This is a genomic window from Pandoraea soli, assembly GCF_902459595.1.
GTDB classification, from domain to species: Bacteria; Pseudomonadota; Gammaproteobacteria; order Burkholderiales; family Burkholderiaceae; genus Pandoraea; species Pandoraea cepalis.
Map to the genome: position 1 here is coordinate 338881 of NZ_CABPSG010000005.1, position 25209 is coordinate 364089.

Here is a 25209-nt window from a genome sequence, read left to right on the forward strand (position 1 = left end):
ACAGCACGACGTTGCCCGCCAGGTTGAATCGGATCGGTCGCGCGATCGCGCGCGTCGCAACGTCAGCCGCTCGATGGCCCGACGCTCAAGGCGGCCGCCAGCGACTCGCTTGTTGCGCGAAGCGTTCGGCACAGGCCATGCCCAATCGCTCAAACAAGCGCCGTGGCACCAGCGCGGCTTCCATCATGTGCACGCCCACTTCGAGCGGGTCGATGCTCTCGTGGATCACAAGATCGGCTTCCGCGGCATCCAGCCCGACGGCGCACAGATGCGCTCGCCACACCGGCAATTCAGGCGCAAGAAACGCCACCATCAGCTCTGGAAGCAACGTGTCGAGAAACGCGCGCTCCGCAGGCGACAACGACGGAATCCACTCGCTGGCAAAGCGGATAAACGCCGCTTGATGACGCCGCTCGTCCGCGCCATGTTCGCTCAGCATTGCGCATACGGGCGGGTAGATATTGTCACCGGCCCCCGCCTGTCGCAGCGTGCCGGTGATCAACGTCTCGGTCACCGTTGCCGCTGCGACGATGGCCATCTCGCGATGTGTTTCGGGCACCGCTTCACACAACGCCAGCACGCGCACGACACTCAACGATGGCGTTCGCGCCAGCGCATACCCCGCCTGTTTCAACAGATGTCTGCGGAATCGCTCCATCATCCACGTGTGAAATCCCTCGTCCGTGTAGATGGCGAGCAGATCGTCACGGCTGACCGACGCGATGCCAGGAATGTCGAGCATCTGCTCGATGGCGCGATTCACGATATGTAATTCGACACGTTCCGTCTTGTTCAGGTAATCGGCCAGACGGCGCGCACTCAACTGCTGCCGAGCCGCCTGACCGCGTTCACAGACCAGCGGATGCGTGGCATACGGCATGAGCGACAGGTTGAAGAACAGGTGTTCGGGCCGCAGCGGCGGGAACGGTGCCTCCCCGCCCCCACGGGTCACGGCGGCGACGTCTCGCCACGGCCGCTGCCCGTGCTCAACCGACCCGCCATCGCCGGGCATGCACGTTTCAACGCTGCTCCCCGCATGCCGATCAGACATGCGGGGACGCCGCGACGACAAGCGCCGGTTGATGCGCGCTCAGCGTTACCAGGCTGGCCCGTTCCGGCCCCAGTCCGATGCCGGCCAGCGGCGCGCCGATTTGCCGCTCGACGAAATCGACGAAGCCATGCATGGCGGCATCGAGCTTGCCTTCGCGTCCGAGTGTGAGTGAATGCTCGGACAGTCCGGGATAGATCTGCACGTCGGGCATGACGTCGCTGGACAGCACGTCGCGATGTACACGCATCGGCACGCCCTGATAAGTCGAATGGAAGTAGTGGGCCAGGCAGTCAACCTTGTTGAGGTAGACGCAGTCGACCGCGTGGGCCTTGACGACCTCTCGCAACTGCGCGAGGTCGAGCATGCCGATGCGACGCGGGCGACCGGTCCCCGTGCCGTACTCGCCGGTGAGCATGCGAAGTGCGGTGCCAACGTCGAACGGATCGGTCGAGCGCAGTAGCGCTTCCGGCGAAAAGCGCACCTGCTCGTCGGTCACGCCGATGTGAGACTGGGACGCCCCGTCGCAATATTGCGCCGAGCGCTCGCCCCCCAGTTCCGACGGAAACGGGCCACGCCCCACGCGCGACATGATGGCCTTCGCCACGCCGATGGTCCGACGGTGGTACTTCGGCGACAGATCGCCCCCCACGTACGCATATGCCGGCACCGTGTGGCTCGACGTGACGTACGGCTGACAGCCGTCGACGACATCGAGCAACACCGACTGCGCCCCCTCGAACAACACCCTGGCGCCTTGCTTTACGCGATTCGCGAGCCATCCTCGATCGGGTTCGATGTAGGCGCGCAAGGTGTCGGCGACTTTCGGCAGGCTCAACAACAGATCCGACATTTCGGCGACCCACGGCGACGTTCCCCCTTCCGCGTTGATCATGCGCGTGAAGACATCGCGCATCGAAGCCACGGTGTCTGCCTCGCCATTTAGCAGATCGCCGAGCATCAGATTGACGCGTTTGTCGTTGCGCACACGCAAGGCGCGATCGGCGTAGCACGGCCCGATGCCGTTACCCGTGGTACCGATCGTGCCGCCGCCGCGTCGATCCAGCGCAATGTGGTGGGGCTGCACGAGCGCGGCCCGCGCACTGATGCGTAGCCGGCCCTCGAGCGAGATGCCCATCTCGCGGAGTTGTTCGATCTCGTCGGCCAGCTTCCACGGGTTGAGGGCGCATCCGGACCCGATGTACAGCGTGGCGTGAGGATGAAACACGCCTGACGGCAGTTGCTTGAGCGCGATGCGGCCGAGAGGGGTGTCGATGGTGTGGCCGGCGTTGGCGCCGCCATTGAATCGGGCGATCACGTCGTACCCCGCGGCGAGGGCGTCGATGATCTTCGCTTTGCCTTCGTCGCCATATTGCAGACCGACGAGGACGTCGGCGAAGCCTTCGGCGAGGGGCGAAGCGAGGTGAGCGGCGGGAAAGGAGGAACTACAGTTAACGGAGGTCATGCGCGTTGCATATCGTGGAAAAAATGGGGGACGGGCGCCTGCTGCGCAGCCAACTGTTCATAGACCCAACGCCCGACGGCAATGTCCAGGATGCCAAGACCGAACGGCGAAAACACAATCGGTCGATCACGCATCGGGGCCTGTCCGCCACAGAGCAAATGCGGCAGCGACGTCGTGACGAAGCGCCGATGACCGGTCTCGACTTCAGCGAGGTGAAGCGAGGTCATCGCCCGCAGACAATGATCGATGTCGTCGACGACGTTGTGGGAGGCAAGAACAACGGCTGGCGCAAGGTCGCGAAGCGAGAGGTGCAGCACGACGGGGCAGTGAGAAAACCAATCCGGGTCGTCCACATAGGGCGAGGACGCCGTCGTGGTGAACACGATCACGTCCGACGTACGAACGGTGCGCTCGAGCGAAGCTTCGGTACGCGCGTCGTAGCCGAGGCGCATACCGATGCGGGTGGCAAGTGCCGTGGCGTAGTCCGGGTTCAGGTCGTGCACTGTCACGTCACCGATTGGCAGTGCGGCGAGCGGCAGACACTCGGCCACGTGGCGTGCGATCACGCCGGCGCCAACAAACGCCACGCGCAGGCTTCGCGCTGAGGTATTGCCCGTCGCCTTCGTGGCGAGCGCGTCGCGGGCGAGACACCGCAGCGCGCTGATCGCGCTCGCCGCTGTGCGTGCCGCGCTGATGACGCTCGCTTCCATGCATGCCATCGGATAACCCGTCGCCCCGTCGTTCAGGATGAGGACGGCCGAGGCGCGCGGCATGCCACGTTCGATGTTCTCTGGAAAGCTCGATATCCACTTGATCCCGGTCACCGCCTCGCCATCGTCATCGCGAAGGTGCGCAGGCAACGCGATGATGCGATTGCGTTGCGCGTCGGGAAAGCGGAGAAACTGACTCTCCGGATTGACGGTGCGCCCGGCGTGATGCGCGCGATACGCCGCTTCGACCGTTTCGAGAACGGCAGCCTTCCCCGTCCCGAGAGTCGAACTGACCTGCTCTCCGGTGAACACGCGAAATTGCGGTAGCGGTAGTGCGTTCATGGCAATGAAGGATCGACGGTATCGACGAGAGGAGACGGTCCGCATGGCGAACTCGGGCGGCCATCGATACAGTTGGCGGCCCAATCGGGGTCGTAGAGGGTGTCGAGATACTTGTCGCCCATGTCGGGCGCGACGGCAACGACCGTGTCGTTGGCGGCGATCTCGCCCGACGACATCTGCACGGCACGCAACACGCTGCCCGTGGACCCGCCCGCGAGCAAACCGCGCGCGGCCAGCGTGTGGCACATGCGAAGGGTTTCGGCCTCGTCAACGTAGACGATGGCGTCCGGCGGCTCGGCATGCGGCGCTTCAAATAATGCCGGGCGGCAACTCATGCCCAGCCCGGGAATGCGGCGAGGCCCCGGCGGGCCGCCAAACGTCACCGACCCGACGGCATCGACCGCAATGACACGGGTCGGCAGCCGATGAGCGCGCACGTAACGCAGGCAACCCATCAATGTGCCCGTGGTGCCCGCGCCGACGAACAAATGATCGACGTTGCGATAGGCCGCGAAGATTTCCGGCGCCGTCCATCGATAGTGCGCCTGCCAGTTGCCCGGGTTGGCGTACTGGTTGACCCACACCCAACGCGGGTCACGCGCCACTTGCTCGCGGATCCATGCGATGCGCGTGGCGAGATAGCCCCCCTGTGCATCGCGACGTTCAACGCGCACGACATGCGCGCCCGCCGCCTGCATGGCACGGATCGCATGACGCGACGTGTTGGGATCCGTGACGCAAGTGAACGGGTAGCCGCGATTTGCGCACACCATCGCCAGCGCCATCCCGAGATTTCCCGAGGACGATTCGACGATCCGCGTATTCACGTCGAGGCGGCCCGCCGCCTCCAGATCCTCGATGAGTTGAAGCGCAGGCTTCAGCTTGATGGAGCCCGCCGGGTTCAGACCTTCGAGCTTGAGGTGAACCGTGGCGCGACACAGGCCGTCAATCGCCGTGAAAACGGGGGAAGTGGGTCGCAGAAAGGCGCCATCCACGCGCAGCCCCTGGCTTTCACGCGTTGTTTCGCTTTGCGCAGGTTCGAGCTGCCGCGATGCCACCCACGTTTCGTGCTGGTTCCCCACCCCGACCTCCCAATGTCTCGCGCGAAGGCGATTCGATGGCGTGGCGCAGCGAAGGCAATCCGCAAGGCCCGGTGCTCATGCACGCCGTGAAGCGTCATTTAAGCGAATCGGACGTGCACAGAACACCTGCAAGGTCGTGTAGGACGCAGGATGCGGTGAGATAGTCAGGGCGCCGGCGGGAGGTGCCGGGCCCACGAAATTCAGCGAGGTCGGCCGCCGCGCCCGATGTCCTGAAGGCGAACGACGGCGTTGCCGGCCGCATCGGTCTTCTCGGGAATTTTCCAGGCGTGTCCGTAGACGAGTTCGAACGTCAGTGCAATCGTGCCGTCCGCACCACGCTGGCGTTCCAGCGCCGCACGCAAAGCCGCAAGACGCGCCCGCCCGGTGAGTCCCCGACGACGCTCGGGTCGCGGATTCACGCCGAGCAAGCGTACGTCGCGCAGCAGCGTGTCAGGCGTTTCGAACGTGAGCGTGAGGCGCTCCATGTCCGTGACGGGGGTATCGAATCCACTCGCCACCATCATGTCGCCCAAGTCGTGCATGTCCGTCGGCTCGAGGGCATGTGGCACGTCATCGACTTCCGCCCACGCCGCCCGCAACTCCCGCAAGGTGTCGGGGCCATAAGCCGAAAACATCAGCAAACCGTCATTGCCAAGCACGCGATGCCACTCGGGAATGACGCGATGCGGCTCGCGATACCAATGAAGCGCGAGGTTCGACCAGACGAGATCGAACGTGCGCGGCGCGAACGGCAGCGCGGAGAAATCGGCCTGCACGACGCCATAGGGCAGCGCACTGCGCAGCAGACGGCGCCAGCCGGTTGCTGCCCCTGCCGCCGCGGCGGCCTTGATCATCGCGAGCGACGCATCGAGCCCCACGCGATACGCCTCGGGGTAACGCTCGCCGAAGCTCAGCAAATCGCCGCCCGTGCCGCATCCGGCATCGAGTAAGCGCGTCGGCTTCAGCTTGATGTAATCGAGTCGGCTCGCGAGCCGCGATGCCACCTCCCGCATCAGGAAGTCGGCCTGCGGCCAGTTCGGCGCGCGGCGGTCGAACGCAGTGCGCAAAAAGCGAGCGGAGAACGCAGAGGACGGGGTCGGGGGAGCGGCGGAAGGCTTCATGGGACGGGCGAAAAGGCGAGTCGGCAGTATACTCGTTGCTGTGCGAATGCATCGGCCACCGCCATGCGGCCCGGCGCACGCCGCCCCATGCAGCGCATCGACGACGTCGACCGCGCCGCCCTCCACGCCACCTCATCGCCGCTATGGCCTCGCCCTTCCTCCATGCCATCTTGCCAACGCTCGCCAAGCTCGCTGGCGGGTGGCTGCGCATGGCGTTGCCCGATCACTGCGCGCTCTGCCACCGGCGCGCAGCGCGGCAGATCTGCGCCGACTGCGCGCACGTCTTCGACGCCAACCGGCCTGATGCGCCGCTGCGCTGTCGTCAATGTGCGGTCGCATTGCCATGGCCGCCAACGCTCGCGGACGGAATCGTCCCACAGGGCGCCGATGGTGCGACAATTTGCCGCACCATCCCCCCGCTCACGTGCGGACAATGTCTGCGGTTGCGACCCGCCTTCGACACGACGCTGACACTCGCAGACTACGTGGCACCGCTCGATACGCTCATGATTCGTCTGAAATACCATGGCGCCCTGCCGTTCGCGCGCGAGTTCGGCGAACGCCTCGGCGACGCCCTCTCGGAGTGCCGAGACGACGCTGCGCTGCTGGTGCCCGTTCCGCTGGCGCCCTCGCGACTCGCGACGCGAGGTTTCAACCAGGCGTGGGAACTCGCGCGTGTCGCGTCGCGACGGGCGCATCTGCCCGCCAGCGCCCACGTGCTGCACCGTGAGCGAGCGACCACCGCGCAGCGACGCCTGTCACGCGATGAACGCCGACGCAACTTGCGCGGCGCCTTCGTGGCGAGCGACCGTGCCCGTGGGCGTCGGATTGTGCTGATCGACGACGTGATGACGACGGGCGCGACCTGCGACGCCGCGGCCTCCGCCCTCAAACGCGCCGGCGCAACGCATGTGCTTGTGGCTGTCGCATTGCGCACGCCGCCCACCCCATAACTCTGTCCCAACGCCCATGTTCAACGTCGTACTCGTCAGCCCCGAAATTCCGCCGAACACCGGCAATGTCATTCGCCTGTGTGCCAATACGGGCGCGCGCCTGCACCTGATCGAACCGCTCGGTTTTCCACTCGACGACGCGCGTATGCGCCGCGCCGGGCTCGACTATCACGAGTATGCCGAGATGAAGGTCCACCGGGATTGGGCCGCGTTTCTGAGCGCGGAAGCGCCGGATCCTACGCGCATGTTCGCGTTGACGACGCGCGGTTCGCGTCCCTTTGGCGAGCTGTCGTTCGCCGAAGGGGACTGGTTCGTGTTCGGCTCGGAAACCCGTGGCCTCGCCCCGGAACTGCTCGATACCTTCGCCACGACGCAGCGCGTGCGTCTGCCGATGCGCCCCGGCAATCGCAGCCTCAATCTTTCGAATACGGTTGCCGTCGTGGTCTTCGAGGCGTGGCGTCAACAGGATTACGCCGGCGGGTCCTGACTCGCCAGTTCAGCGCGGTAGCGCGCCAGCATCGCACCGTCGAAACAAACAAACTCGACGTGCTCGATGCTCGGGAAATGCGGCAGCGCATCGCGCACGGCGAAGACCGCCAACGGCACCGCCAGCTCGGGCGGATAACCGTAGATGCCGCAACTGATGGCCGGAAACGCCACGCTGCGACAGCCGTGCGCCGCCGCCAGACGCAGGCTCTCGCGATAGCAACTCGCGAGCAGCGCAGGCTCGTCGTTCGCGCCCCCGTGCCAGACCGGCCCCACCGTATGAATCACGTATTTCGCCTTGAGTCGAAATCCCGGCGTGAGCTTGGCCTGCCCCGTCGCGCAACCCTGCAGTTTGCGACAGGCGTCCAGCAATTCCGGTCCGGCGGCACGATGGATCGCCCCGTCGACACTGCCGCCACCGAGCAGCGATTCGTTCGCGGCATTCACAATGGCATCGACCGACGATTGCGTGATATCGCCTTCGGAGGTGTGGAGATGGGCAACTGGCGACATGGGTTCGACTCCCTTGTGCGAGTGCCGACGACGGGATTCCGCCATCGGGGAAACGGCGCGCCGACCCTCCCGCGAAACATCGCAGGCCGGTCATGCCGCGCCGGGCAAGACCGGACAACCGTCGCAACTTGCCAGTGATGCGTCAGGGCGACGCCTCAGCCCGCAGGGGTGTCGTCCTCGCGTTCCGCGCGGGCATCGCGCCGCAGCAGGGATTCCACCGCCGCACGGGCGGGTAGCCCCTCGAACAGCGTAGCGCATACCGCGTCGGTAATTGGCATTTCAACACCGTGCGCGCGGGCCAGATCGCGCACCGCTCGTGCACATCGTACGCCTTCCGCGACGTGCCCCAACGATGCCAGCACGTCGTCGAGCGACTTGCCCGACGCCAGTTGCAGACCGACGGTACGATTGCGCGACAGATCGCCCGTCGCCGTCAGGATCAGATCACCCATGCCGGCCAGCCCCATGAACGTCTCGGGCTTGCCGCCCAGCGCAACGCCCAGGCGGGTCATTTCGGCCAGACCCCGCGTGACGAGCGCCGCGCGGGCATTGAGTCCCAGACCGAGTCCGTCACTGACACCCGTGGCGATGGCGAGCACGTTCTTCACGGCGCCGCCGACCTCGACGCCGACCACGTCGTCACTCGAATAGATGCGCAGCGCGCCGAAGTGACATGCGGCGATCGTCAGTTCGCACAGCGACGGTACCGCGCTCGCAATGGTCAGCGCCGCCGGCAGTCCCTGGGCGACTTCGCGGGCGAAACTCGGCCCGGAGAGCGCGCCGCCCGCCACCGTGGGAAAAACCTCGGCAACGATCTGGTGCGGCAGCAGTCCGGTATCGGACTCGAAGCCCTTGCACAGCCAGATCAGGTTGTGCGGCGCATCGGCCGCAAGCGCCATATGGCCGGCCAGTGCTCGCAGGCCGGCCACGGGCACAGCGGCGACGCACAAGGCGTGTTCACCCGTACCATGCATGAGCGCCGTTGCAAAGTCGGCGTCGCATCGCAGACGAGGCGACAGCGGCGAGCCAGGGAGGTAGAGGGAATTTTCGTGCGAGGCGCTCAGTTGCTTCACGAGCGCCGCATCGCGCGCCCAAAGGACAACCTCATGGCGTGCCGCCATGTGACTCGCCATCGCGGTGCCCCAGGCACCTGCACCGAATACGGCAATCTTCATGAGAGAGGCCTCGACGCGAAGGCTAACGCCGTGCCGGCCATCGCGTCGATAAAGCGCAAGCGCTTAGTGGGTCTGGGCGGCCGAGCCGTCGGGCATCAAGATGCCCGAGGCCGGCGCTTCGCCGTTGGCCGCTTGTTGCTCGGCCAGTTGTGCCAGACGCTGCTCGTACAGTGCCTGGAAGTTCACTTCGGCCAGATGGATCGGCTGGAAACCGGCGCGGCTGATGGCATCGGCCACGTTGGCGCGCAAGTACGGGTAGACGATCGTCGGGCAAGCAATGCCGATCAGGGGGTCGAGCTGTTCGACCGGCACGTTGCGAATCTCGAAGATACCGGCTTGCTTACCTTCGACCAGAAACGCGACCTTGTCCTTGATCTTGGCCGTCACGGTGGCAATCACGGCGACTTCGAAGATTTCCTCGGCCAGGCGTTCGGCGGCGACGTCCAGTTGCACTTCCACGGTCGGCATCTCCTGCTCGAGGAAGATCGCGGGCGAATTCGGCTGTTCGAGCGACAGATCTTTCAAGTAAGCGCGCTGGATGCTGAAAAACGGCTGATTCTGGTCGGACATTTTGTTTCCTTGGGATAAGACAGCCGCGCAGACACGCGGCTGGACGCACTATTTTGCGGGCGGTATCAGGCGGCTTGCAAGAGCGGCACGAGGCCGCCGGCACGGTCGAGTGCCGACAGATCGTCGTAACCGCCGATGTGGCGCTCGTCGATGTAGATCTGCGGCACGGTGCGACGCCCTGTGCGCGTCATCATTTCCTCGCGGCGGGCGGGTTCCTTGTCGATCAGAACCTTCTCGATCTCCTGAACGCCACGCTGACGCAGCAGCCGCTCCGCCATTTGGCAATACGGGCACACTTGCGTGCTGTACATCACGATCTTCGGCATGACTGGCGATTCCTCGATTACTTCACGACCGGCAGGCCGGCTTCCTGCCAGGTGGCAATGCCGCCCTGGAGGCTGAACGCCTCGGCGTAGCCAAGACCGCGCAACAACGTCTGGACGCGCGCGGCGCCCTGCCCGTTCTTGCACACGATCAGGACCGGTGCGGCCTTGTTCTTGATGACCTGCCCGACCTTTTGTTCGACGTCGTCGAGCGGCACGTTGCGCGCGGAGGGCAAGTGGCCTGCGGCGAACTCCTCGCCAGAACGCACATCGAGCACCACGGCGCCTTTACGGTTGATGAGCTGGGTCGCTTCCACGGTCGACAGACCGCGGCCGCCGCGCTTGAATACGGGCCATGCCAGCATGCCCCCGGAAACGAGGGCAATGGCGATCAGCGCGAGGTTGGTGTAATCAGTAAAGAACGTCACAAACCACCTGAAAAATATCAAAAGAATCCGATCATTATAAAATAATCCGTGATTGCGCCGACGGGTTGCGTTGCCAATCGCTGCGCCGGACGTCGGCGGCCCCTTCGCCGCGCCCCCGAACGTCTCTGAATTGCTGCCGCAAATCCCCTTGCCGGGCCTTGCTGCGCAAGGCGCGGCGAGTAGCAATGCGCTCGTCGGCTGCCCCCGCTTTCCAACTCTGACTGACGTTTTCTCATGTACAAGCTCGTTCTCATCCGCCACGGCGAATCGACGTGGAACAAGGAAAATCGCTTCACCGGCTGGGTCGACGTCGACCTGACCGAGAAGGGCGCCGCCGAAGCCGTTCAGGCCGGCAAATTGCTCTCTGACGCTGGCTACACGTTCGATCTCGCCTACACGTCGGTCCTCAAGCGTGCTATCCGCACGCTCTGGCATGTGCAAGACGCGATGGACCAGATGTGGATTCCCGTCGTCCATAGCTGGCGCCTGAACGAGCGTCACTACGGTGCGCTCGCCGGCCTGAACAAGGCCGAGACCGCCGCCAAGTACGGCGACGATCAGGTCCACGTCTGGCGCCGCAGCTACGACACGCCACCGCCGCCGCTGGCCGCGGATGATGAGCGCAGTTCGTACGGCGACCCGCGTTACGCCAAGCTCAAGCGCGACGAGATTCCGCTCACCGAATGCCTGAAGGACACCGTGGCGCGGGTGCTGCCGTTGTGGAACGAGTCGATCGCCCCGGCCGTGCGGGCCGGCAAGCAGGTGCTCGTCGCCGCGCATGGCAATTCGCTGCGCGCGCTCATCAAGCATCTCGACAATATTTCGGACAACGATATCGCCGGCCTGAACATCCCGAACGGCACGCCGCTCGTGTACGAACTGGACGCCGACCTCCAGCCGATCCGGCATTACTACCTGGGCGATGCGGAGAAGATCGCCGGCGCGTTGGCCGCCGTAGCCTCGCAAGGCAAGTCGAAGTAATCGTCGCCCCTCGCCTGCGTCAATCGCTGAAACCGAGCGCGCCACCCCCTTGCGGCGCGCTCGCCCCCCCTCTGCCCCCCTCTGCCCCCCGTTCTGGCGCCTCGCGACGCCCCGCCTTTCCACCGCACCTCTCTCGCACGTCCCCGGCATGCCGCCTCCCCTCCACGGCTCCCTGCAGTAACGCGCCGTAACACGATTTCCGCCGCCTTCGGGCATCCCCGCCCCCGGAGGCCAAACGCTTGCCAATGCACGTTCCGTCGGCGAAAGCCCAGCGTTATCGAGCCGCGCCCTGGAAACATCGCCCATAAAGTCGCGTCAACCGGAACTTTTCGTAGAACCACTCCGGAAAACTCCCTGTCGAATGGGCAATGCCCGCCCTGCGGGCAAACGGTTATACTTCGCCAAAGTGCGCGCGCCCCTTGGCGGGCGCCCCGAAAAATCCGGAATTTCCACGCCTATATGCGCCAAACCCTCAAACACATCGGCCTGATCGTGCTGGGCCTCGCAACCGGTGCGGCTGCCACCCTCGCGTTCTCGCAGGCTTCCGCACAAACCGCTACCACGCCGTTGCCGCTCGAACAGCTCCGGCTGCTGGCCGAAGTGTTCGGTCAAATCAAGCGCGAGTACGTGCAGCCGGTCGACGACAAGAAGCTGCTGACCGCAGCCATCAAGGGCATGGTGTCCAGCCTCGATCCGCATTCGTCCTATCTCGACAAGGACGAATACAAGGAGCTGCAGGAACAGACGCGTGGCCGCTTCGCCGGTCTTGGCATCGAGATCTCTCAGGAAGACGGCCTCGTGAAGGTCATCTCGCCGATCGAAGACAGCCCGGCCTTCAAGGCTGGCCTGAAGCCCGGCGACCTCATCACCCGCATCGACGACAAACCCGTGCGCGGCATGACCCTCGATCAGGCGGTCAAACGCATGCGTGGCGCACCCGGCAGCAAGGTCACGCTGACCATCTACCGCAAGTCGGACGAGCGCACCTTCCCGGTGTCCATCGTGCGTGCGGAGATTCGCGTCCAAAGCATCAAGGGCAAGATGCTCGAGCCGGGCATCGCTTACGTTCGCATCACGAGCTTCCAGGAACGCACGGTACCGGATCTGGCCAAGAAGCTGCAGGAGCTGGCCAAGGATCAACCGATCAAGGGTCTGGTGCTCGACCTGCGCAACAACGGTGGCGGCATTCTGCAGTCGGCCGTCGGCGTGTCGGCAGCCTTCATGAAGGAAGGCGCCACGGTCGTGACGACCAACGGCCAGATCGAAGATGCCAAGCAAAAGTACACGGCCACCTTCGACAATTACCGTCTGTCGGCGAGCCCGGACGATCCGCTCAAGGGCGAAGCCGCCTTCTGGAAGACGGTGCCGATGGTCGTGCTGGTGAACGCCTACTCGGCGTCGGCCTCGGAGATCGTGTCCGGTGCACTGCAGGATTCGAAGCGCGCGCTGATCATGGGCAAGACGACCTTCGGCAAGGGCTCGGTGCAGACCGTGCGTCAACTGTCGCCGGACACGGCGCTGCGTCTGACCACGGCCTACTACTACACGCCGAGCGGCCGCTCGATCCAATCCATCGGTATCACGCCGGACGTGCCGGTCGACCAGAATCCGAAGGGCGATCCGGAAGACGTGCTGGTCACGCGTGAAATCGACTACCAGAACCATCTGCACAACACGCAGAAGCCGGACGAGCAGAAGGCCATCGACGCCCGCGAAGCTCGTCGCCTGGAAGAATTGCGCCGCCTCGAGGAAGAGAACGCCAAGAAGACGCCGGAAGAGCGCAAGAAGGAGCGAGAAGCACGCCTGCCGGATCTGGGCAGCCCCGACGACTTCATGCTCCAGCAGGCCGTTCACCAGCTCAAGGGCGAGCCGGTCCAGCGCACGAAGTCCCGCCTGGAAGCCAATGCCGGCCCGATGCCGAAGGACGCGTCCAAGGCGGCCAGCCCCGCCGCGGCGCCGGCCAAACCGTCGGACAAGAAGTAAGCATCGGCTTTACACTACAAACCGTGCCCGCGAAAGCCGGCACGGTTTTTTTATTCTTCCCCGCTTTGCGATGAACGACGACCAGTTGCTGCGTTACTCCCGCCACATCCTGCTCGATGAACTCGGTATCGAGGGTCAGGCGCGCCTGCTCGCGGCCCACGCCGTGATCGTGGGCGCCGGCGGTCTCGGCTCGCCCGCCGCGCTTTACCTCGCGGCCTCCGGCGTCGGACGCATCACGCTGATCGACGACGACGACGTCGATCTCACCAACCTGCAGCGCCAGATTCTTCACGACACCGGAAGCGTCGGGCGGCCCAAGGTGATCTCCGGACGCGATCGCATCGCGCAGATCAATCCCGGCGTGGTCGTCGACGTCATCAACGCACGCGTGGACGAAGCGCAACTCACAACGCTCGCCCGCGGCGCCGCCGTGGTGCTCGATGGGTCGGATAACTTCGCCACGCGTCACGCCGTCAATCGGGCTTGTGTCACGGCGAGGGTGCCGCTGGTGTCCGGCGCGGCCCTGCGCTTCGACGGGCAAATCAGCGTATTCGACGTGCGCGACGACGCGTCGCCATGCTACGAATGCATCTTTCCCGCCGACGAACCCTTCCCCGAGCAGGCCTGCGCCACGATGGGGGTCCTCGCCCCGCTCGTAGGCATTATCGGCAGCATGCAGGCGGCCGAGGCGATCAAGCTCATCACAGGCATCGGAAAACCGCTCGTTGGCCGCCTACAGATGCTCGACGCCCTCAGAATGAGCTGGCACACCATGCACTGCGCCCGCAATCCGGAGTGCAAGGTCTGCGGCCAGCGCCACTGACGGCATAGGGTCCGGCCGACGTTGACCTGACGTCGCCCGAACACTCAAATCGCGCTCGATGCCCGCTGAGCGCGGGCGAAAAAAAGCGGGCCCCCTGCGACAGGAGGCCCGCTTTTTCGTACTTGGGGGATGCGCGACGCCCCGGCCTGCCTGTCAGGCCGCCGCCAGGCGCGCCAGCGCCGCCTGCATCTCCTCGGGCTCGGTTGCGGCGAGCATATCCTGGACCGGCCGCTCCAGATCCGGCAGATGCGCCCGCAGGATCTCCTGCTTGACCTGCAGCAGTTGACTCGGATGCATTGAAAACTCGCGCAGGCCCATGCCGAGCAGCAGACGGGTCGCCGTCGGATCGCCCGCCATTTCGCCGCACACGGCCACCGGCACGCCGAACGCATGCGCTTCGCGAATGGTCATGGCAATGAGTCGCAGCACCGCCGGATGCAGCGGGTCGTACAGATGGGCGACGGCGTTGTCCGCGCGATCGATCGCGAGCGTGTATTGAATCAGGTCGTTCGTGCCAATGGACAGGAAGTCGAGCCGTTTCAGGAACATCGACACCGTGAGCGCCGCCGCCGGCACTTCGATCATCGCGCCCAGCTTCACGCCCGGGTCGTAGAGCAGGCCCGCCGCGTCGAGCTGCGCCTTCGCTTCGCGAACGAGTTCGAGTGTCTGGTCAATTTCCTGCGCATGCGCAAGCATCGGAAACAAAACCTGCACCTTGCCAAACGCCGACGCACGCAAAATGGCGCGCAACTGCGTGAGGAACATGCGCGGCTCGGAGAGGCTCCAGCGAATGGCCCGCAGCCCCAGGGCCGGATTTGGCGCCGTCTCGTACGACTCATGACTGTCGAGCGGCTTGTCGGCGCCAACGTCGATGGTCCGGATCGTCAGCGGCAGACCGCGCATCGATTCGACGGCGCGCTTGTACGCCTCGAACTGCGCCTCTTCCGCCGGCGCCTCCTTCTCGTTCATGAAGAGGAATTCCGTGCGGAACAGCCCCACCCCCACCGCGCCGGCGGCGACCGCCGTCGCGGCGTCCTCCGGCAACTCGATGTTGGCCAGCAACTCGATGTGGGTGCCGTCGATCGTCTGTGCGGGTGAATGCTTCAGACGCTGCAGCCGGCGCTCCTCGAGCGCGCGCTCGCTTTGGCGGTAGCTGTACTCCTCGAGCACGATCGGCGCCGGGTCGACGATAACGATGCCGTGATCGCCGTCGATGATGATGACGTCGTCCTGCTTGATGAGCAGGCTGGCCTGCGCGACGCCGACCGCCGCCGGAATGCCCAGGCTGCGGGCGACGATGGCCGTATGCGACGTCTTGCCGCCGAGGTCCGTGACGAAGCCCTTGAACGTCTGCGACTTGAATTGAAGCATGTCGGCCGGCGCGATGTCGCGGGCGACGACGATCATGTCGTCGCGCGGCGTCTCGGCCACCACATGGCGAATGCCCGGCGCACCGGCGAGTGCCTTGAGCACGCGCTCGGTCACCTGTTCGATGTCCGCGCGCCGCTCGCGCAGGTATTCGTCGTCGATCTCCTCGAAACGGGCGACGAGCACCTCGAGCTGCGTGGTCAGCGCCCATTCCGCGTTGTAGCGGCGCTCGCGAATCAGCCGGATGACGGCGTCGGCCAGCAACGTGTCGTTGAGGATCAGCGAGTGAACGTCCAGGAACGCCCCCATCTCGCCCGGCGCATCGTCGGGCAGTTCAGTCTTGAGGGTATCGAGTTCGTGCTGGACGGTCGCCTGCGCGCCGTGGAAGCGCGCGATTTCGTCGTCGACCTGGGTGGGGTCAAGCAGATAGTGCGGGACATCGAGCGTGGCGGGCGCGAGCAAGTAGGCGCGTCCGATTGCGATGCCGCGGGAAACGGGAATGCCGTGCAGGGTGAAAGACAAGGAAGTCTCCCAGTTCAGAGGCGGATGATTCGACCGAAATCTGTGTATTTTGTCGCGTGCGGGCGGCGCACGGCACGGTGAACCGCCATTGGGCACCGACGCGATCGACGCGCGCGCCCGTGCCGCGACTCACCGCAACGGCGTGTTACTCCCCTTCGCCGAACTTGTTCGCGATGAGGGCCAGGATTTCATCCATGGCTTGTTGCTCGTCAGCGCCTTCGGTCTCCACTTCGACCGTCGCGCCAATCCCCGCAGCCAACATCATGACGCCCATGATGCTCTTCGCGTTGATGCGCCGACCATTCCGGGTCAGCCAGACCTCACTCTGAAATTTCGCCGCCAATTGCGTCAGCTTTGCCGATGCCCGGGCATGCAAGCCCAATTTATTTACGATCGTCGTTTCTTGTCGAAGCATGTTTCAGTGTGACGTAGTGTGTGTGGCCGGCGCACCCGCGCCGACTTCCAGAATACCTTTAGATCCGCCCGAAAGCACCTTCTCCACCAGCGTGTCGAGCGGCACCGAGCGATAGCACACCGCCTTGATGAGCATCGACAGGTTCACCCCCGAGAGCACACGCACCTTCGGATCGACGAGCTGCGCCGCAACATTCGACGGTGTGGCCCCGAACAGATCGGTGAGCACCAGCACGCCATTCTCTTCTTGCAGCTGCGCGAGGCGCTCGCGCGCCGTGACGACGAGTGCCGCCGTGTCCTGGTCGGGCACGACGTCGATCGCGCCGACGTGCGCCGGACAACCGCCGTAGATGTGCGAAACACACTCGCGAAGTGCCGAGGCGAGCGGTGCGTGGGCAATAATCAGAATTCCAGCCATGATGCTAGGTACGCCAAGCGCCGCGCGTGTTTGGAAGACAAACACAAGGGCGAACGCGAACCTGTCGATTTTGGGACTGTTATTTTAGCAGGCGCGCAAAAAACCCGAATTTTCATCAAGTTAGGGGCCGTCTGAAACGATTCGTCGCCCGACCGGCCCCGGATTTGCCTTACACCGCCCGTTCAAGCGCGTCGATGAACATCTTCGGTACGTCGAAGCCGGTTTGCTCCGTAATTTCCTGGAAGCACGTCGGACTCGTGACGTTCACTTCCGTGAGGCAATCACCGATGACGTCGAGTCCCACGAGCAGCAGGCCACGTTGCCAGAGTATCGGCGCCAGCGTTTCGGCAATCTGACGATCGCGCGCCGTCAGGTCGCGCGCCTCGCCCACGCCGCCGGCGGCGAGGTTGCCGCGCACTTCATTGCCCTGCGGGATGCGCGCCAGCGAGTGCGGCACGACCTGACCGCCGATGACGAGAATCCGCTTGTCGCCCAGCACGATCTCGGGAATGAAGCGCTGTGCCATCACCGAACTGGCCCCATATTCACCGAGCATTTCGATGACCGACCCAAGGTTGCGACCGTCCGGCCCGATGCGGAAGACTCCCGTGCCGCCCATTCCGTCGAGCGGCTTGTAGATCACGTCACCATGTTCGTCGTGAAAGGCGCGCAGGCGGTTGGCGTCGCGCGTGACCAACGTCGGCGTCACGAACTCAGGAAACTCGGCGATCGCCATCTTTTCGGAGTGGTCACGAATCGAGCTCGGCTTGTTGAACACCCGGGCACCGGCGCGCTCGGCGACTTCCAGCAGCCACGTGGCGTTGATGTACTCCATGTCGAACGGCGGGTCCTTGCGCATGAGCACGGCGTCGAACTCGGTGAGCGCGCTCACCCGCGTTTCCACCACGTCGTACCACGCCATTGCATCGCCCGTCAGGCGGATTTCCCTGACGCGCGCATCGACCGCCGCGTTGTGCCAGGCCATCTCGTGCGTCTCGCACGCGAAGATGCGGTGCCCGCGACGCGCGGCCTCGCGCATCATCGAGTACGTGGTGTCCTTGTAGGTCTTGAACTGGTCGAGCGGGTCGGCGATAAAGAGAATCTGCATCGATCGGCGGGAGTCTTTGGGGGTTCGGATGCACACACCGCGGGCGGCGGCGACAGGCGTCTATTCTAGCCGAGGCGCCATTTTGCCGCTGCGCGTCGCCTCGACGTCCGGCGCGCCGCGCCCGCGGCCCCCCGGCGCACGTGCGCCACTTCCGAGCGCCGCCGTCCCGCCCAGCCCGAGCAGCAGCGATGCGTCGCGCACGGGGTCCAGACGAGCGCGCATGAGCGACAAATGGGTCTTGAGCGTCTGCACGCCAATCGCGCAGGCCTCGCGCGTCTGGGCGCGCGACTGCCCGGCCAGCAACCGCATCGCGATCTCGCGCTGCACCGGAGTGAGCCCCGTCTCCCAGAGCCGCAGCAGCAACCGGACGGCGGGCGGCACGGCGAGGTGCAGGGCAATGCGCACGCGCTCGGTCGCTCGGCCGCCCATCCCGCACAAGTGCGTGGCATGCAGATGCAACGTGCCGCCCGGCACCCCGACCGCCTTGCAGACCGGCACGCCCGGCGACGAAGCATCCGATGGGTGGAGTCTGAGTTCGTCGACCAGCGTCTGACACGCCTGCACCACGACGCACGCGTCGGGCCAAGCCCGCCCCGGCATGCGTTGCCAGACCCGTCGCATGAGCGTCAGCGCCGCGGGGTCGGCCCACTCCGGCTGACGCCGATGCCAGACGAGCGTACCCGCAACGTCGTCGCCAATCGCGCCCGACGGCTCGGGCCGAAGGGGCTGCGCGGGCGATGTCATCGCGGTCATTGCGGTCATCGGCGGGAAACTGGAGCGATGGGGTGGCGTGGCAAATTCGGCGGCGGCCGTCTCGAACGTCATGACTTCGCGCGCAGTGAAACGCGGCTGTGATCTGCGGCGCGACACGAGCAATCTCAACGCGCCGAGGGGCGCGATGGCCAATGGATCGGTGCCGTCGCTTCGCGCCGGCACCAGACAAACGTCGAGCAAGTCACCGTCGGCGAGGCATCCCGCCAGTTCCGGAGGGCGAGGCAACGTCGACGCCTTCGCGGCCAGACCACCCCGCGAGCGCCGCGCGTGACCGCATAACAGCTCCCCATGCGCGAGCGAGCGCTGTAACGCCTCGACCGGCGACATCGCCCAATCGCTGGCGGCAAGCCGCTCGCAGGCCGACAGCGGCGCCTGCGGTGCGTACCAGCAGGTGGCCCCCGCCGTCGCGGCTGGGTCGTCTGACGCGTGACACCAGAGCGCGGCGACGCCGTCCGCTGCCAGACGTTGGCGCAGCGTCTCCAGCCACAGCGGCAGATAGCCCAGCGTCGGTACCGGCAGTTGATGGATTTGACGAAGGCCCGTGCGCCAATCCCCCTGCATTCCCATGTGCCTCCCAGACAACACCATTCCGAGGAAATTTCCTATTCCGCATCAAGACGGACACGCATCCCCCGTTCGGGGGATGTGGTGCACGTCAAACGGTCGCATCATCGCTTCAATGCTGACGCGAACGAGACGGCGGATCGGCACAGTACACCGATCCAACAGTCGAGGGGGAGCGCAGGAAACCAGTTTGCGGGGGGGAACCGCCCAGGGAAGCCCCGATTTCCGGTCGTTGCATGAGGCGACCGGTAAATGTGACGCCCGGCTAGTCGGGGGGCCAGCCGGGCGTCTTTTTCTTTTCGCTTCCCGGAACGTGAAGCGTTCGAGGCCGCTGCCGCACAGGCAGGGCGTCACCTCAAATTCGGAAACATCTCAAACCAACGCGTGACCGAAAGGGCGTGAACGGATGCCACTGGTCGCCGCGCCGGTGATGCCGCGTCAATACGTTTCCGGATCCGGATCGGTACGCTCGAGTTCGACCGACGCCGCGAGCAGCGCCAGGCGCGCCACCACACCGTACATATAGAACCGGTTGGGCGGTGCCGCCCCCGGCTTGGCGTGGACATCGGGCAGCGCCGTGTGCTCGAAGGCGAGCGGCACGAAGTGCATGCCGGGCGCGTTGAGGTTCTCGTCGGTCCCGCGTCCGGTGTGCACCCGGTAAAAGCCGCCGACCACGTACCGATCGATCATGTAGACGACCGGTTCGGCCACGGCTTCGTTGATGCGCTCGAACGTGTAGACGCCTTCCTGCACGATCACGTCGTGCACTTCGAGGCCCTCCTTGACCACGCTCATCTTGGTTCGCTCACGCCGATTCAGGTTTTTGATCTCGGCGGCGTCGTGCACCATCATCACGCCCATGCCGTAAGTCCCGGCATCGGCCTTGATCACGACGAACGGCTTCTCGCTGATGCCGTACTCGCGATACTTCTTGTTGATCTTCTTGAGCACGGCGTCGACCGTGTCGGCGAGCTTCTCTTCGCCCACGCGCTCGTCGAAATCGATGCCCTCGCACTTGGCGAAGTACGGGTTGAGCATCCAGGGATCGACGTCGATCATCTTGGCGAACTTCTTGACGATGTCGTCGTATGCCGAGAAATGCTGGCTCTTGCGGCGCACGGCCCACCCCGCATGTAGCGGCGGCAGGAGGTACTGTTCGTGCAGACCTTCGAGAATCGGCGGAATGCCGGCGGACAAGTCGTTATTGAGCAGGATCGAACACGGATCGAAGTTCTTGAGGCCCAGCCGGCGCGGCGAACGCTCGAGCGGCTCGATCACGACGTGCTGGCCGTCGGGCAACTCGATGGTGGTCGGCTCGGTGATGTCGTCCGAGAGACTGCCCAGACGCACATGGAGCCCCGCGTGACGCATGATCGTCGACAGGCGAGCAAGGTTCTGCAGGTAGAAGGTATTACGCGTATGCCGTTCGGGAATGAGCAGCAGGTTCTTGGCGTCGGGGCAGATCTTCTCGATGGCGGCCATCGCCGCCTGCACCGCGAGCGGCAACACTTCGGGCGCCAGATTATTGAAGCCGCCGGGGAAGAGATTGGTGTCGACCGGAGCAAGCTTGAAGCCGGCATTACGCAGGTCGACCGAACAATAGAACGGCGGCGTATGTTCCTGCCACTCGAGCCGGAACCAGCGCTCGATGCCGGGCGTCGCATCGAGGATCTTCTTTTCCAGGTCGAGCAAGGGGCCTTTCAGAGCCGTGACGAGATGCGGAACCATGCTTCTCTCATATCCAGATGGAATATCGATTGTAGAGCATACGCTCGGCGCCCCCCACCCTTGAGCGGGATCGGAGGACGTGCAGTGCGCACGCTGCGGTGAAAGAAGATGGGGACAAAGCAGAGAATCGCAAGCGAAAAAAACGGGCACCCGCTGGGTACCCGCCCAATGCCGGAGGCGGCTGTCCGACCAGCCACCGGCAACCTCTCTTGCTCGCCCTGGGCCGAGGCCGGCAGCGCATCGCTGCCGATTCGGGGGCGCTTGTGGGATGTCAGGCCCGGCCGAAGCCGAGCCCAGGCAGTGCGATGTAACCGCGTCGAACGGTGAGGCGAACGATCCCCACCGACGTCGGCGTCATCAGTTGTGATAGGCGGATTCGCCGTGCGAGGTGATGTCCAGCCCCTCGCGCTCTTCGTCTTCCGGCACCCGCAGACCCAGAACGACGTCGGCGATCTTGAAGGCGATGAAGGCGACCACGCCCGACCAGACGACCGTGGTGAGCACGGCCTGCAGCTGGATCCAGACTTGACCGGCGATCGAGTAATCCGGCGCCACTTTGTTGGCCACGTAGTCGTAGATGCCCGTGCCGCCAAGCGACGGCGCCGCGAACACGCCCGTCAGAATCGCGCCGAGCATACCGCCCACGCCATGCACGCCGAACACGTCGAGCGCGTCGTCGGCCTTGAGCAGGCGCTTCAGGCCATTCACCCCCCACAGGCAGATCAGACCGGCGAGCAGGCCGAGCACGATCGAGCCCATCGGGCCGACGAAGCCGGCGGCCGGCGTCACCGCCACCAGACCGGCGACAGCGCCCGAGGCACCACCGAGCATCGACGGCTTGCCCTTGCCGATCCACTCACCCGCCGTCCACGACAGCGTGGCAGCCGCGGTTGCGAGCAGCGTGTTCACGAAGGCGAGCGCGGCACCACCGTTGGCCTCCAGCCCCGAGCCGGCGTTGAAGCCGAACCAGCCGAACCAGAGCAGCGAGGCACCGATCATCGTCATCGTGAGCGAATGCGGCTTGAACGCTTCCTTGCCGAAGCCAACACGCTTGCCCACCATGTACGAGCCGACCAGGCCGGCGATAGCGGCATTGATGTGCACCACCGTACCGCCTGCGTAATCGAGCGCGCCCTTCTGGAAGAGCCAGCCGGCATGTGCCGTGGCGGCGTCGGCGGCGGCAGGGTCAGTGTAAGCATCCGGACCCGACCAGAACCAGACCATATGGGCGATCGGCAGGTACGAGAACGTGAACCAGATCACGGTGAAGAGCAGCACGGCCGAGAACTTGGTACGTTCGGCAAAGGCCCCGACGATCAGCGCACAGGTAATGGCGGCAAACGCAGCCTGGAACGCCATGTACGCGTATTCCGGCACATTCACGCCCTTGCTGAAGGTCGCGGCGATCGAGTCCGGCGTCATGCCCTTCAGGAACAGACGATCAAAGCCCCCGAAGAACGCCCCGCCCTCGGTGAACGCGATGCTGTAGCCGTAGATCGACCAGAGCACGACCACGAGCGAGAAGATGATGAAGCACTGCATCAGCACCGAGAGCATGTTCTTCGAGCGGACGAGACCGCCGTAGAACAGGCCCAGGCCGGGCAGCGTCATCAAAATCACCAGCGCGGTACAGGTCAGCAGCCAGGCCGTGTCGCCTTTGTTCGGCGGCACGGGCGTTGCGGCGGCGGGTGCCGGCGCAGCGGCCTGAGCCACCGGTGCAGGCGCAGCCGCCGGCGTCGCAGCCGTCGCTGCGGGTGACGCCGTCTCCGACGAGGCGGCAGGCGCCGAAGCGTCCTGCGCTAGCGCGGCGGTCGAGCCGAGGCCCATCGTGCCCGCGACGCCTGCGAAGGCGGCGACGAGCAACAGTTTGGCAAGCAGTTTTTTCATGATTTGTTGTCTCTTTTGTGGGACCTTCACAGCGCGTCTTCGCCGGTCTCTCCCGTACGGATGCGGACGACGTGTTCGACGTTGGACACGAAAATCTTGCCGTCGCCGATCTTGCCGGTGCGGGCCGCCTGCTCAATGGCGTCGATCGCCTGGTCGAGCAGGGCGTCGCCGATGACCGCCTCGATCTTCACCTTCGGCAGAAAGTCGACGACATATTCTGCCCCCCGATACAGCTCGGTATGGCCCTTCTGGCGGCCGAAGCCCTTGACTTCGGTCACCGTAATCCCCGCCACGCCAATGTTCGAGAGGGCTTCGCGCACCTCGTCGAGCTTGAAGGGTTTCACAATTGCGGTTATCAGCTTCATATTGAGTCGCTCCTTAGAATGTCTTCGACAACCCCACGACGACCGTCGCCTTGGAGAGTACCTTGCCGGAATTCGCGGCGGTGTAGTACTTCTCATCGGCGTTCGTATCGACGTAGGCGACCGACACGGTGAAGTTCTTGCCCAGGTCTTTCGACAGGCCGAGCTTCCAGTCGGTGTAGCCGGCCGCGCTGAAGTTGTGCACCCACTGATGTCCCACATGACCGACAGCCGAGAGGCCCCAGAAGCCGATGTCATAGGTTGCCGTGAGGTCGAGGTAACCGCTGTTCGACGTATCCTGGCCGTCCGGGCTCACGAGGCCGAACAAACGGGTCATGGAGTGCGAGTACTTCAGCGTTACGGTTTTCCAGCCCAGGGCGGCATACAGTTCGAACGTATGCGGACGCGCGAAGTAGGCGCCGGACGGATAGGTACCCGGGTAGTAGTACTGCAGGCCGCCGACATCGATGGTCCAGTCCGGGATGATTTCCTTCTTCCAGCCGCCGTAGAAATCCATCTCGATCGGCGCACTCACCGCCGAATTGCCATCCGAAATCCAACTGATGTTCGACGCCCATACGCCCGCATACAGCCCGGACTCGTGTGCGATATCGAAACCGCCCTGAACGGCCGGGCGCTTGCCCGTTTGCGAGATCCCGCGGAAGCGGTAGTCGGAGAACAGACCGATGTTGGCGGTCACGGTCAGCGGTTCTGCTGCGGCGCTCGCCGCTGTGGTGGGTGCGGCGCCATCGGCGCTCGCCTGCGCAAAAGCGCTGGCAGAGATCACCATCGCACCGGAAAACGCAACGCCAGCCATCGCAATTGATACTTTCTTCATTACTTTCCCCCGAGTTGTTATCTAACGTCTTGGTGCAGCGTGCGGCAGTTTCTGACCTGAGTAGAGCAACTCTCGTGCCAGGTCTCGCATCCACATGCGCTGCGACGCGCAAGATACAAATTCCGGGATAAAAAATTGGCAAAATTGCGGGGACATAGTGGCGCGACGGTGTCGATACCGACGACAACCCAGCGTGTCGAACGAGGTCAAATCCTTGCCGGGTAACGGTTGCGCCGGTGCGTGCTCTGGCTGGGCGCAGGAAACGGTGTTAGAGTTGCGCCAACGTTGGCGGCCACCCCCGATGCACCACCTTGCACCGGTCAGACTGGCATGCCGAAGCACACTGACGGTGCAAGCACCACGTTGGTGCGGAGAAACGAAGAGAGGAAGGCTTATGAAACCGAACGAGATCCTGCAAGACGTGCAAGCCAAGGTGAGCGAGATGCTCAAGCAATCGCCCGCCAAGGATATCGAGCGCAACGTCAAAAGCCTGCTCAACCAGGGCTTCAACCGGCTCGATCTGGTGACCCGCGAGGAATTCGACGTGCAGGCTCAAGTCCTCGCACGCACGCGCGAGAAGCTCGAGGCGCTCGAAAAGCGCGTGGCCGAACTCGAAGGCCTGCGCGACGAAGCGCAAGACTGACGAGACACAAGGGGCGCCCGGGCGCCCTTTGTCGTTTTCAGGGGGCTCGACGGCGCTGCGCCGCGCCCTGCTGTCGTATGTCGTTACTTCCCGATTCTCAGCCTGAGATCGGATTCCTCCTGAATCGCAGCGGACCTTGCCGAGTCATCGGTGGCGTCGCTCCGAAAACACCCTCCACTCCCCCAATTTCCTCCGATCGGACGTTGTGCGCCCTGGCGTTCAGCGACGACTATCGACATCGATGCGATGTGATGCGTCGCCATGTTCCAAGGAGGAGAAATGTCATTGGCAGTTGTCAGCAGCCGTGCGATCACGGGCATGGCGGCCCGCTCGGTCACCGTCGAGGTGCACCTGGCGAACGGGCTGCCAGGCCTGTCGTTGGTTGGCCTGCCCGATACCGAGGTCAAGGAAAGCCGGGAGCGCGTGCGCTCGGCGTTACAGAACAGCCGATTCGAATTCCCCGCCCGGCGCATCACCCCAATTTTCCGGACATCGGACGTAGTGTCAGTTGAAAGAGCACGGAAACATGACTTAATTTAGCGCGTCGCCAGCTACGACCGAAGCCCCCAACTGCCAATCC

Annotated in this window: 26 protein-coding genes; 7 read left to right on the forward strand and 19 right to left on the reverse strand. The window is 64.6% G+C overall.

Going from position 1 to position 25209, the window contains the following annotated elements; translation table 11 throughout:
• Nucleotides 1-85: 85 nt before the first annotated feature.
• From PSO31014_RS11920 to PSO31014_RS11940, 5 genes are all read right to left on the reverse strand, one after another.
• Nucleotides 86-1051: a diiron oxygenase gene (locus PSO31014_RS11920; protein ID WP_150551799.1), complete on the reverse strand. Its 966-nt coding sequence runs from the start codon at nucleotides 1049-1051 to the stop codon at nucleotides 86-88.
• Nucleotides 1044-2513 (reverse strand): adenylosuccinate synthetase, encoded by a 1470-nt coding sequence (locus PSO31014_RS11925; RefSeq protein WP_150551800.1) that lies wholly within the window; start codon nucleotides 2511-2513, stop codon nucleotides 1044-1046. The genes PSO31014_RS11920 and PSO31014_RS11925 overlap by 8 nt, the downstream gene beginning before the upstream one ends.
• The gene (sbnB, locus tag PSO31014_RS11930; RefSeq protein ID WP_150551801.1) at nucleotides 2510-3565 is read right to left on the reverse strand and encodes a 2,3-diaminopropionate biosynthesis protein SbnB; all 1056 of its coding nucleotides are present in this window, start codon (nucleotides 3563-3565) and stop codon (nucleotides 2510-2512) included. The genes PSO31014_RS11925 and sbnB overlap by 4 nt, the downstream gene beginning before the upstream one ends.
• Nucleotides 3562-4647 (reverse strand): 2,3-diaminopropionate biosynthesis protein SbnA, encoded by a 1086-nt coding sequence (sbnA, locus tag PSO31014_RS11935; protein WP_246176597.1) that lies wholly within the window; start codon nucleotides 4645-4647, stop codon nucleotides 3562-3564. The genes sbnB and sbnA overlap by 4 nt, the downstream gene beginning before the upstream one ends.
• A gap of 200 nt (nucleotides 4648-4847) precedes the next feature.
• Nucleotides 4848-5768, reverse strand: coding sequence for a methyltransferase domain-containing protein (locus PSO31014_RS11940; RefSeq protein ID WP_150551802.1), 921 nt, complete (start codon nucleotides 5766-5768; stop codon nucleotides 4848-4850).
• 506 nt (nucleotides 5769-6274) lie between these two features.
• On the opposite strand from PSO31014_RS11940, the gene PSO31014_RS22395 reads away from it, so the two are divergent.
• Together PSO31014_RS22395 and trmL are read left to right on the forward strand one after the other, a co-directional pair.
• Nucleotides 6275-6721, forward strand: a complete 447-nt coding sequence (locus tag PSO31014_RS22395; RefSeq protein WP_174976482.1) for a ComF family protein — start codon at nucleotides 6275-6277, stop codon at nucleotides 6719-6721.
• 16 nt (nucleotides 6722-6737) lie between these two features.
• A complete protein-coding gene (gene trmL / locus PSO31014_RS11950; protein WP_150551804.1) occupies nucleotides 6738-7208 on the forward strand; it encodes a tRNA (uridine(34)/cytosine(34)/5-carboxymethylaminomethyluridine(34)-2'-O)-methyltransferase TrmL in 471 nt (156 codons plus the stop codon).
• Here the strand turns inward: trmL and PSO31014_RS11955 are convergent.
• The 5 genes from PSO31014_RS11955 to PSO31014_RS11975 form a co-directional block, all read right to left on the reverse strand.
• Entirely contained in the window at nucleotides 7190-7720 is a 531-nt protein-coding gene (locus PSO31014_RS11955) for an O-acetyl-ADP-ribose deacetylase (protein WP_150551805.1), read from the reverse strand. The genes trmL and PSO31014_RS11955 overlap by 19 nt on opposite strands.
• Nucleotides 7721-7875: 155 nt before the next feature.
• Entirely contained in the window at nucleotides 7876-8895 is a 1020-nt protein-coding gene (locus tag PSO31014_RS11960; protein WP_150551806.1) for an NAD(P)H-dependent glycerol-3-phosphate dehydrogenase, read from the reverse strand.
• Between the two features lie 63 nt (nucleotides 8896-8958).
• Nucleotides 8959-9465, reverse strand: coding sequence for a protein-export chaperone SecB (gene secB / locus PSO31014_RS11965; RefSeq protein ID WP_150551807.1), 507 nt, complete (start codon nucleotides 9463-9465; stop codon nucleotides 8959-8961).
• Nucleotides 9466-9530: 65 nt separating this feature from the next.
• Nucleotides 9531-9791, reverse strand: a complete 261-nt coding sequence (gene grxC / locus PSO31014_RS11970) for a glutaredoxin 3 (RefSeq protein WP_017232706.1) — start codon at nucleotides 9789-9791, stop codon at nucleotides 9531-9533.
• 17 nt (nucleotides 9792-9808) lie between these two features.
• Complete coding sequence (locus PSO31014_RS11975) at nucleotides 9809-10216, reverse strand: rhodanese-like domain-containing protein (RefSeq protein ID WP_150551808.1); 408 nt, start codon at nucleotides 10214-10216, stop codon at nucleotides 9809-9811.
• Nucleotides 10217-10450: 234 nt separating this feature from the next.
• Here PSO31014_RS11975 and gpmA point away from each other — a divergent pair, with 234 nt between their 5' ends.
• From gpmA to PSO31014_RS11990, 3 genes are all read left to right on the forward strand, one after another.
• Nucleotides 10451-11197, forward strand: coding sequence for a 2,3-diphosphoglycerate-dependent phosphoglycerate mutase (gpmA, locus tag PSO31014_RS11980; protein ID WP_150551809.1), 747 nt, complete (start codon nucleotides 10451-10453; stop codon nucleotides 11195-11197).
• A gap of 459 nt (nucleotides 11198-11656) precedes the next feature.
• The gene (locus PSO31014_RS11985; protein WP_150551810.1) at nucleotides 11657-13180 is read left to right on the forward strand and encodes a S41 family peptidase; all 1524 of its coding nucleotides are present in this window, start codon (nucleotides 11657-11659) and stop codon (nucleotides 13178-13180) included.
• Between the two features lie 70 nt (nucleotides 13181-13250).
• A complete protein-coding gene (locus tag PSO31014_RS11990; protein ID WP_150551811.1) occupies nucleotides 13251-14003 on the forward strand; it encodes a HesA/MoeB/ThiF family protein in 753 nt (250 codons plus the stop codon).
• A gap of 153 nt (nucleotides 14004-14156) precedes the next feature.
• Here the strand turns inward: PSO31014_RS11990 and ptsP are convergent, their stop codons facing one another.
• The 9 genes from ptsP to PSO31014_RS12035 all read right to left on the reverse strand — a co-directional run bounded on the left by ptsP (nucleotide 14157) and on the right by PSO31014_RS12035 (nucleotide 23986).
• Complete coding sequence (gene ptsP / locus PSO31014_RS11995) at nucleotides 14157-15893, reverse strand: phosphoenolpyruvate--protein phosphotransferase (protein WP_150551812.1); 1737 nt, start codon at nucleotides 15891-15893, stop codon at nucleotides 14157-14159.
• A gap of 145 nt (nucleotides 15894-16038) precedes the next feature.
• Nucleotides 16039-16308 carry an HPr family phosphocarrier protein gene (locus PSO31014_RS12000; RefSeq protein ID WP_150551813.1) on the reverse strand — a complete coding sequence of 90 codons (270 nt, stop codon included), beginning with the start codon at nucleotides 16306-16308 and terminating at the stop codon, nucleotides 16039-16041.
• Between the two features lie 3 nt (nucleotides 16309-16311).
• Complete coding sequence (locus tag PSO31014_RS12005) at nucleotides 16312-16725, reverse strand: PTS sugar transporter subunit IIA (RefSeq protein WP_150551814.1); 414 nt, start codon at nucleotides 16723-16725, stop codon at nucleotides 16312-16314.
• 169 nt (nucleotides 16726-16894) lie between these two features.
• Complete coding sequence (gshB, locus tag PSO31014_RS12010) at nucleotides 16895-17833, reverse strand: glutathione synthase (RefSeq protein ID WP_150551815.1); 939 nt, start codon at nucleotides 17831-17833, stop codon at nucleotides 16895-16897.
• 60 nt (nucleotides 17834-17893) lie between these two features.
• Entirely contained in the window at nucleotides 17894-19168 is a 1275-nt protein-coding gene (locus tag PSO31014_RS12015) for a helix-turn-helix transcriptional regulator (RefSeq protein WP_150551816.1), read from the reverse strand.
• Nucleotides 19169-19609: 441 nt separating this feature from the next.
• Nucleotides 19610-20899, reverse strand: a complete 1290-nt coding sequence (gshA, locus tag PSO31014_RS12020; RefSeq protein ID WP_150551817.1) for a glutamate--cysteine ligase — start codon at nucleotides 20897-20899, stop codon at nucleotides 19610-19612.
• A gap of 357 nt (nucleotides 20900-21256) precedes the next feature.
• Nucleotides 21257-22726 carry an ammonium transporter gene (gene amt, locus PSO31014_RS12025; RefSeq protein ID WP_246176607.1) on the reverse strand — a complete coding sequence of 490 codons (1470 nt, stop codon included), beginning with the start codon at nucleotides 22724-22726 and terminating at the stop codon, nucleotides 21257-21259.
• An 86-nt stretch (nucleotides 22727-22812) separates the two neighbouring features.
• The gene (locus PSO31014_RS12030) at nucleotides 22813-23151 is read right to left on the reverse strand and encodes a P-II family nitrogen regulator (RefSeq protein ID WP_010804740.1); all 339 of its coding nucleotides are present in this window, start codon (nucleotides 23149-23151) and stop codon (nucleotides 22813-22815) included.
• Nucleotides 23152-23164: 13 nt separating this feature from the next.
• Nucleotides 23165-23986: a TorF family putative porin gene (locus PSO31014_RS12035; protein ID WP_150551819.1), complete on the reverse strand. Its 822-nt coding sequence runs from the start codon at nucleotides 23984-23986 to the stop codon at nucleotides 23165-23167.
• Between the two features lie 394 nt (nucleotides 23987-24380).
• On the opposite strand from PSO31014_RS12035, the gene PSO31014_RS12040 reads away from it, so the two are divergent.
• Both PSO31014_RS12040 and PSO31014_RS12045 read left to right on the forward strand, forming a co-directional pair.
• Nucleotides 24381-24629, forward strand: a complete 249-nt coding sequence (locus PSO31014_RS12040) for an accessory factor UbiK family protein (RefSeq protein ID WP_150551820.1) — start codon at nucleotides 24381-24383, stop codon at nucleotides 24627-24629.
• A gap of 279 nt (nucleotides 24630-24908) precedes the next feature.
• Nucleotides 24909-25169, forward strand: a complete 261-nt coding sequence (locus PSO31014_RS12045; RefSeq protein ID WP_150551821.1) for a magnesium chelatase domain-containing protein — start codon at nucleotides 24909-24911, stop codon at nucleotides 25167-25169.
• Nucleotides 25170-25209 lie beyond the last annotated feature (40 nt).

Coding starts and splice junctions, on each gene's coding strand:
- PSO31014_RS11920 (WP_150551799.1), bottom strand. CDS start 1,051: ATGTCTGATCGGCATGCGGGGAGCAGCGTTGAAACGTGCATGCCCGGC.
- PSO31014_RS11925 (WP_150551800.1), bottom strand. CDS start 2,513: ATGACCTCCGTTAACTGTAGTTCCTCCTTTCCCGCCGCTCACCTCGCT.
- sbnB (WP_150551801.1), bottom strand. CDS start 3,565: ATGAACGCACTACCGCTACCGCAATTTCGCGTGTTCACCGGAGAGCAG.
- PSO31014_RS11940 (WP_150551802.1), bottom strand. CDS start 5,768: ATGAAGCCTTCCGCCGCTCCCCCGACCCCGTCCTCTGCGTTCTCCGCT.
- PSO31014_RS22395 (WP_174976482.1), top strand. CDS start 6,275: ATGATTCGTCTGAAATACCATGGCGCCCTGCCGTTCGCGCGCGAGTTC.
- trmL (WP_150551804.1), top strand. CDS start 6,738: ATGTTCAACGTCGTACTCGTCAGCCCCGAAATTCCGCCGAACACCGGC.
- PSO31014_RS11955 (WP_150551805.1), bottom strand. CDS start 7,720: ATGTCGCCAGTTGCCCATCTCCACACCTCCGAAGGCGATATCACGCAA.
- PSO31014_RS11960 (WP_150551806.1), bottom strand. CDS start 8,895: ATGAAGATTGCCGTATTCGGTGCAGGTGCCTGGGGCACCGCGATGGCG.
- secB (WP_150551807.1), bottom strand. CDS start 9,465: ATGTCCGACCAGAATCAGCCGTTTTTCAGCATCCAGCGCGCTTACTTG.
- grxC (WP_017232706.1), bottom strand. CDS start 9,791: ATGCCGAAGATCGTGATGTACAGCACGCAAGTGTGCCCGTATTGCCAA.
- gpmA (WP_150551809.1), top strand. CDS start 10,451: ATGTACAAGCTCGTTCTCATCCGCCACGGCGAATCGACGTGGAACAAG.
- PSO31014_RS11985 (WP_150551810.1), top strand. CDS start 11,657: ATGCGCCAAACCCTCAAACACATCGGCCTGATCGTGCTGGGCCTCGCA.
- PSO31014_RS11990 (WP_150551811.1), top strand. CDS start 13,251: ATGAACGACGACCAGTTGCTGCGTTACTCCCGCCACATCCTGCTCGAT.
- PSO31014_RS12000 (WP_150551813.1), bottom strand. CDS start 16,308: ATGCTTCGACAAGAAACGACGATCGTAAATAAATTGGGCTTGCATGCC.
- PSO31014_RS12005 (WP_150551814.1), bottom strand. CDS start 16,725: ATGGCTGGAATTCTGATTATTGCCCACGCACCGCTCGCCTCGGCACTT.
- gshB (WP_150551815.1), bottom strand. CDS start 17,833: ATGCAGATTCTCTTTATCGCCGACCCGCTCGACCAGTTCAAGACCTAC.
- PSO31014_RS12015 (WP_150551816.1), bottom strand. CDS start 19,168: ATGCAGGGGGATTGGCGCACGGGCCTTCGTCAAATCCATCAACTGCCG.
- gshA (WP_150551817.1), bottom strand. CDS start 20,899: ATGGTTCCGCATCTCGTCACGGCTCTGAAAGGCCCCTTGCTCGACCTG.
- amt (WP_246176607.1), bottom strand. CDS start 22,726: ATGGGCCTCGGCTCGACCGCCGCGCTAGCGCAGGACGCTTCGGCGCCT.
- PSO31014_RS12030 (WP_010804740.1), bottom strand. CDS start 23,151: ATGAAGCTGATAACCGCAATTGTGAAACCCTTCAAGCTCGACGAGGTG.
- PSO31014_RS12035 (WP_150551819.1), bottom strand. CDS start 23,986: ATGAAGAAAGTATCAATTGCGATGGCTGGCGTTGCGTTTTCCGGTGCG.
- PSO31014_RS12040 (WP_150551820.1), top strand. CDS start 24,381: ATGAAACCGAACGAGATCCTGCAAGACGTGCAAGCCAAGGTGAGCGAG.
- PSO31014_RS12045 (WP_150551821.1), top strand. CDS start 24,909: ATGTCATTGGCAGTTGTCAGCAGCCGTGCGATCACGGGCATGGCGGCC.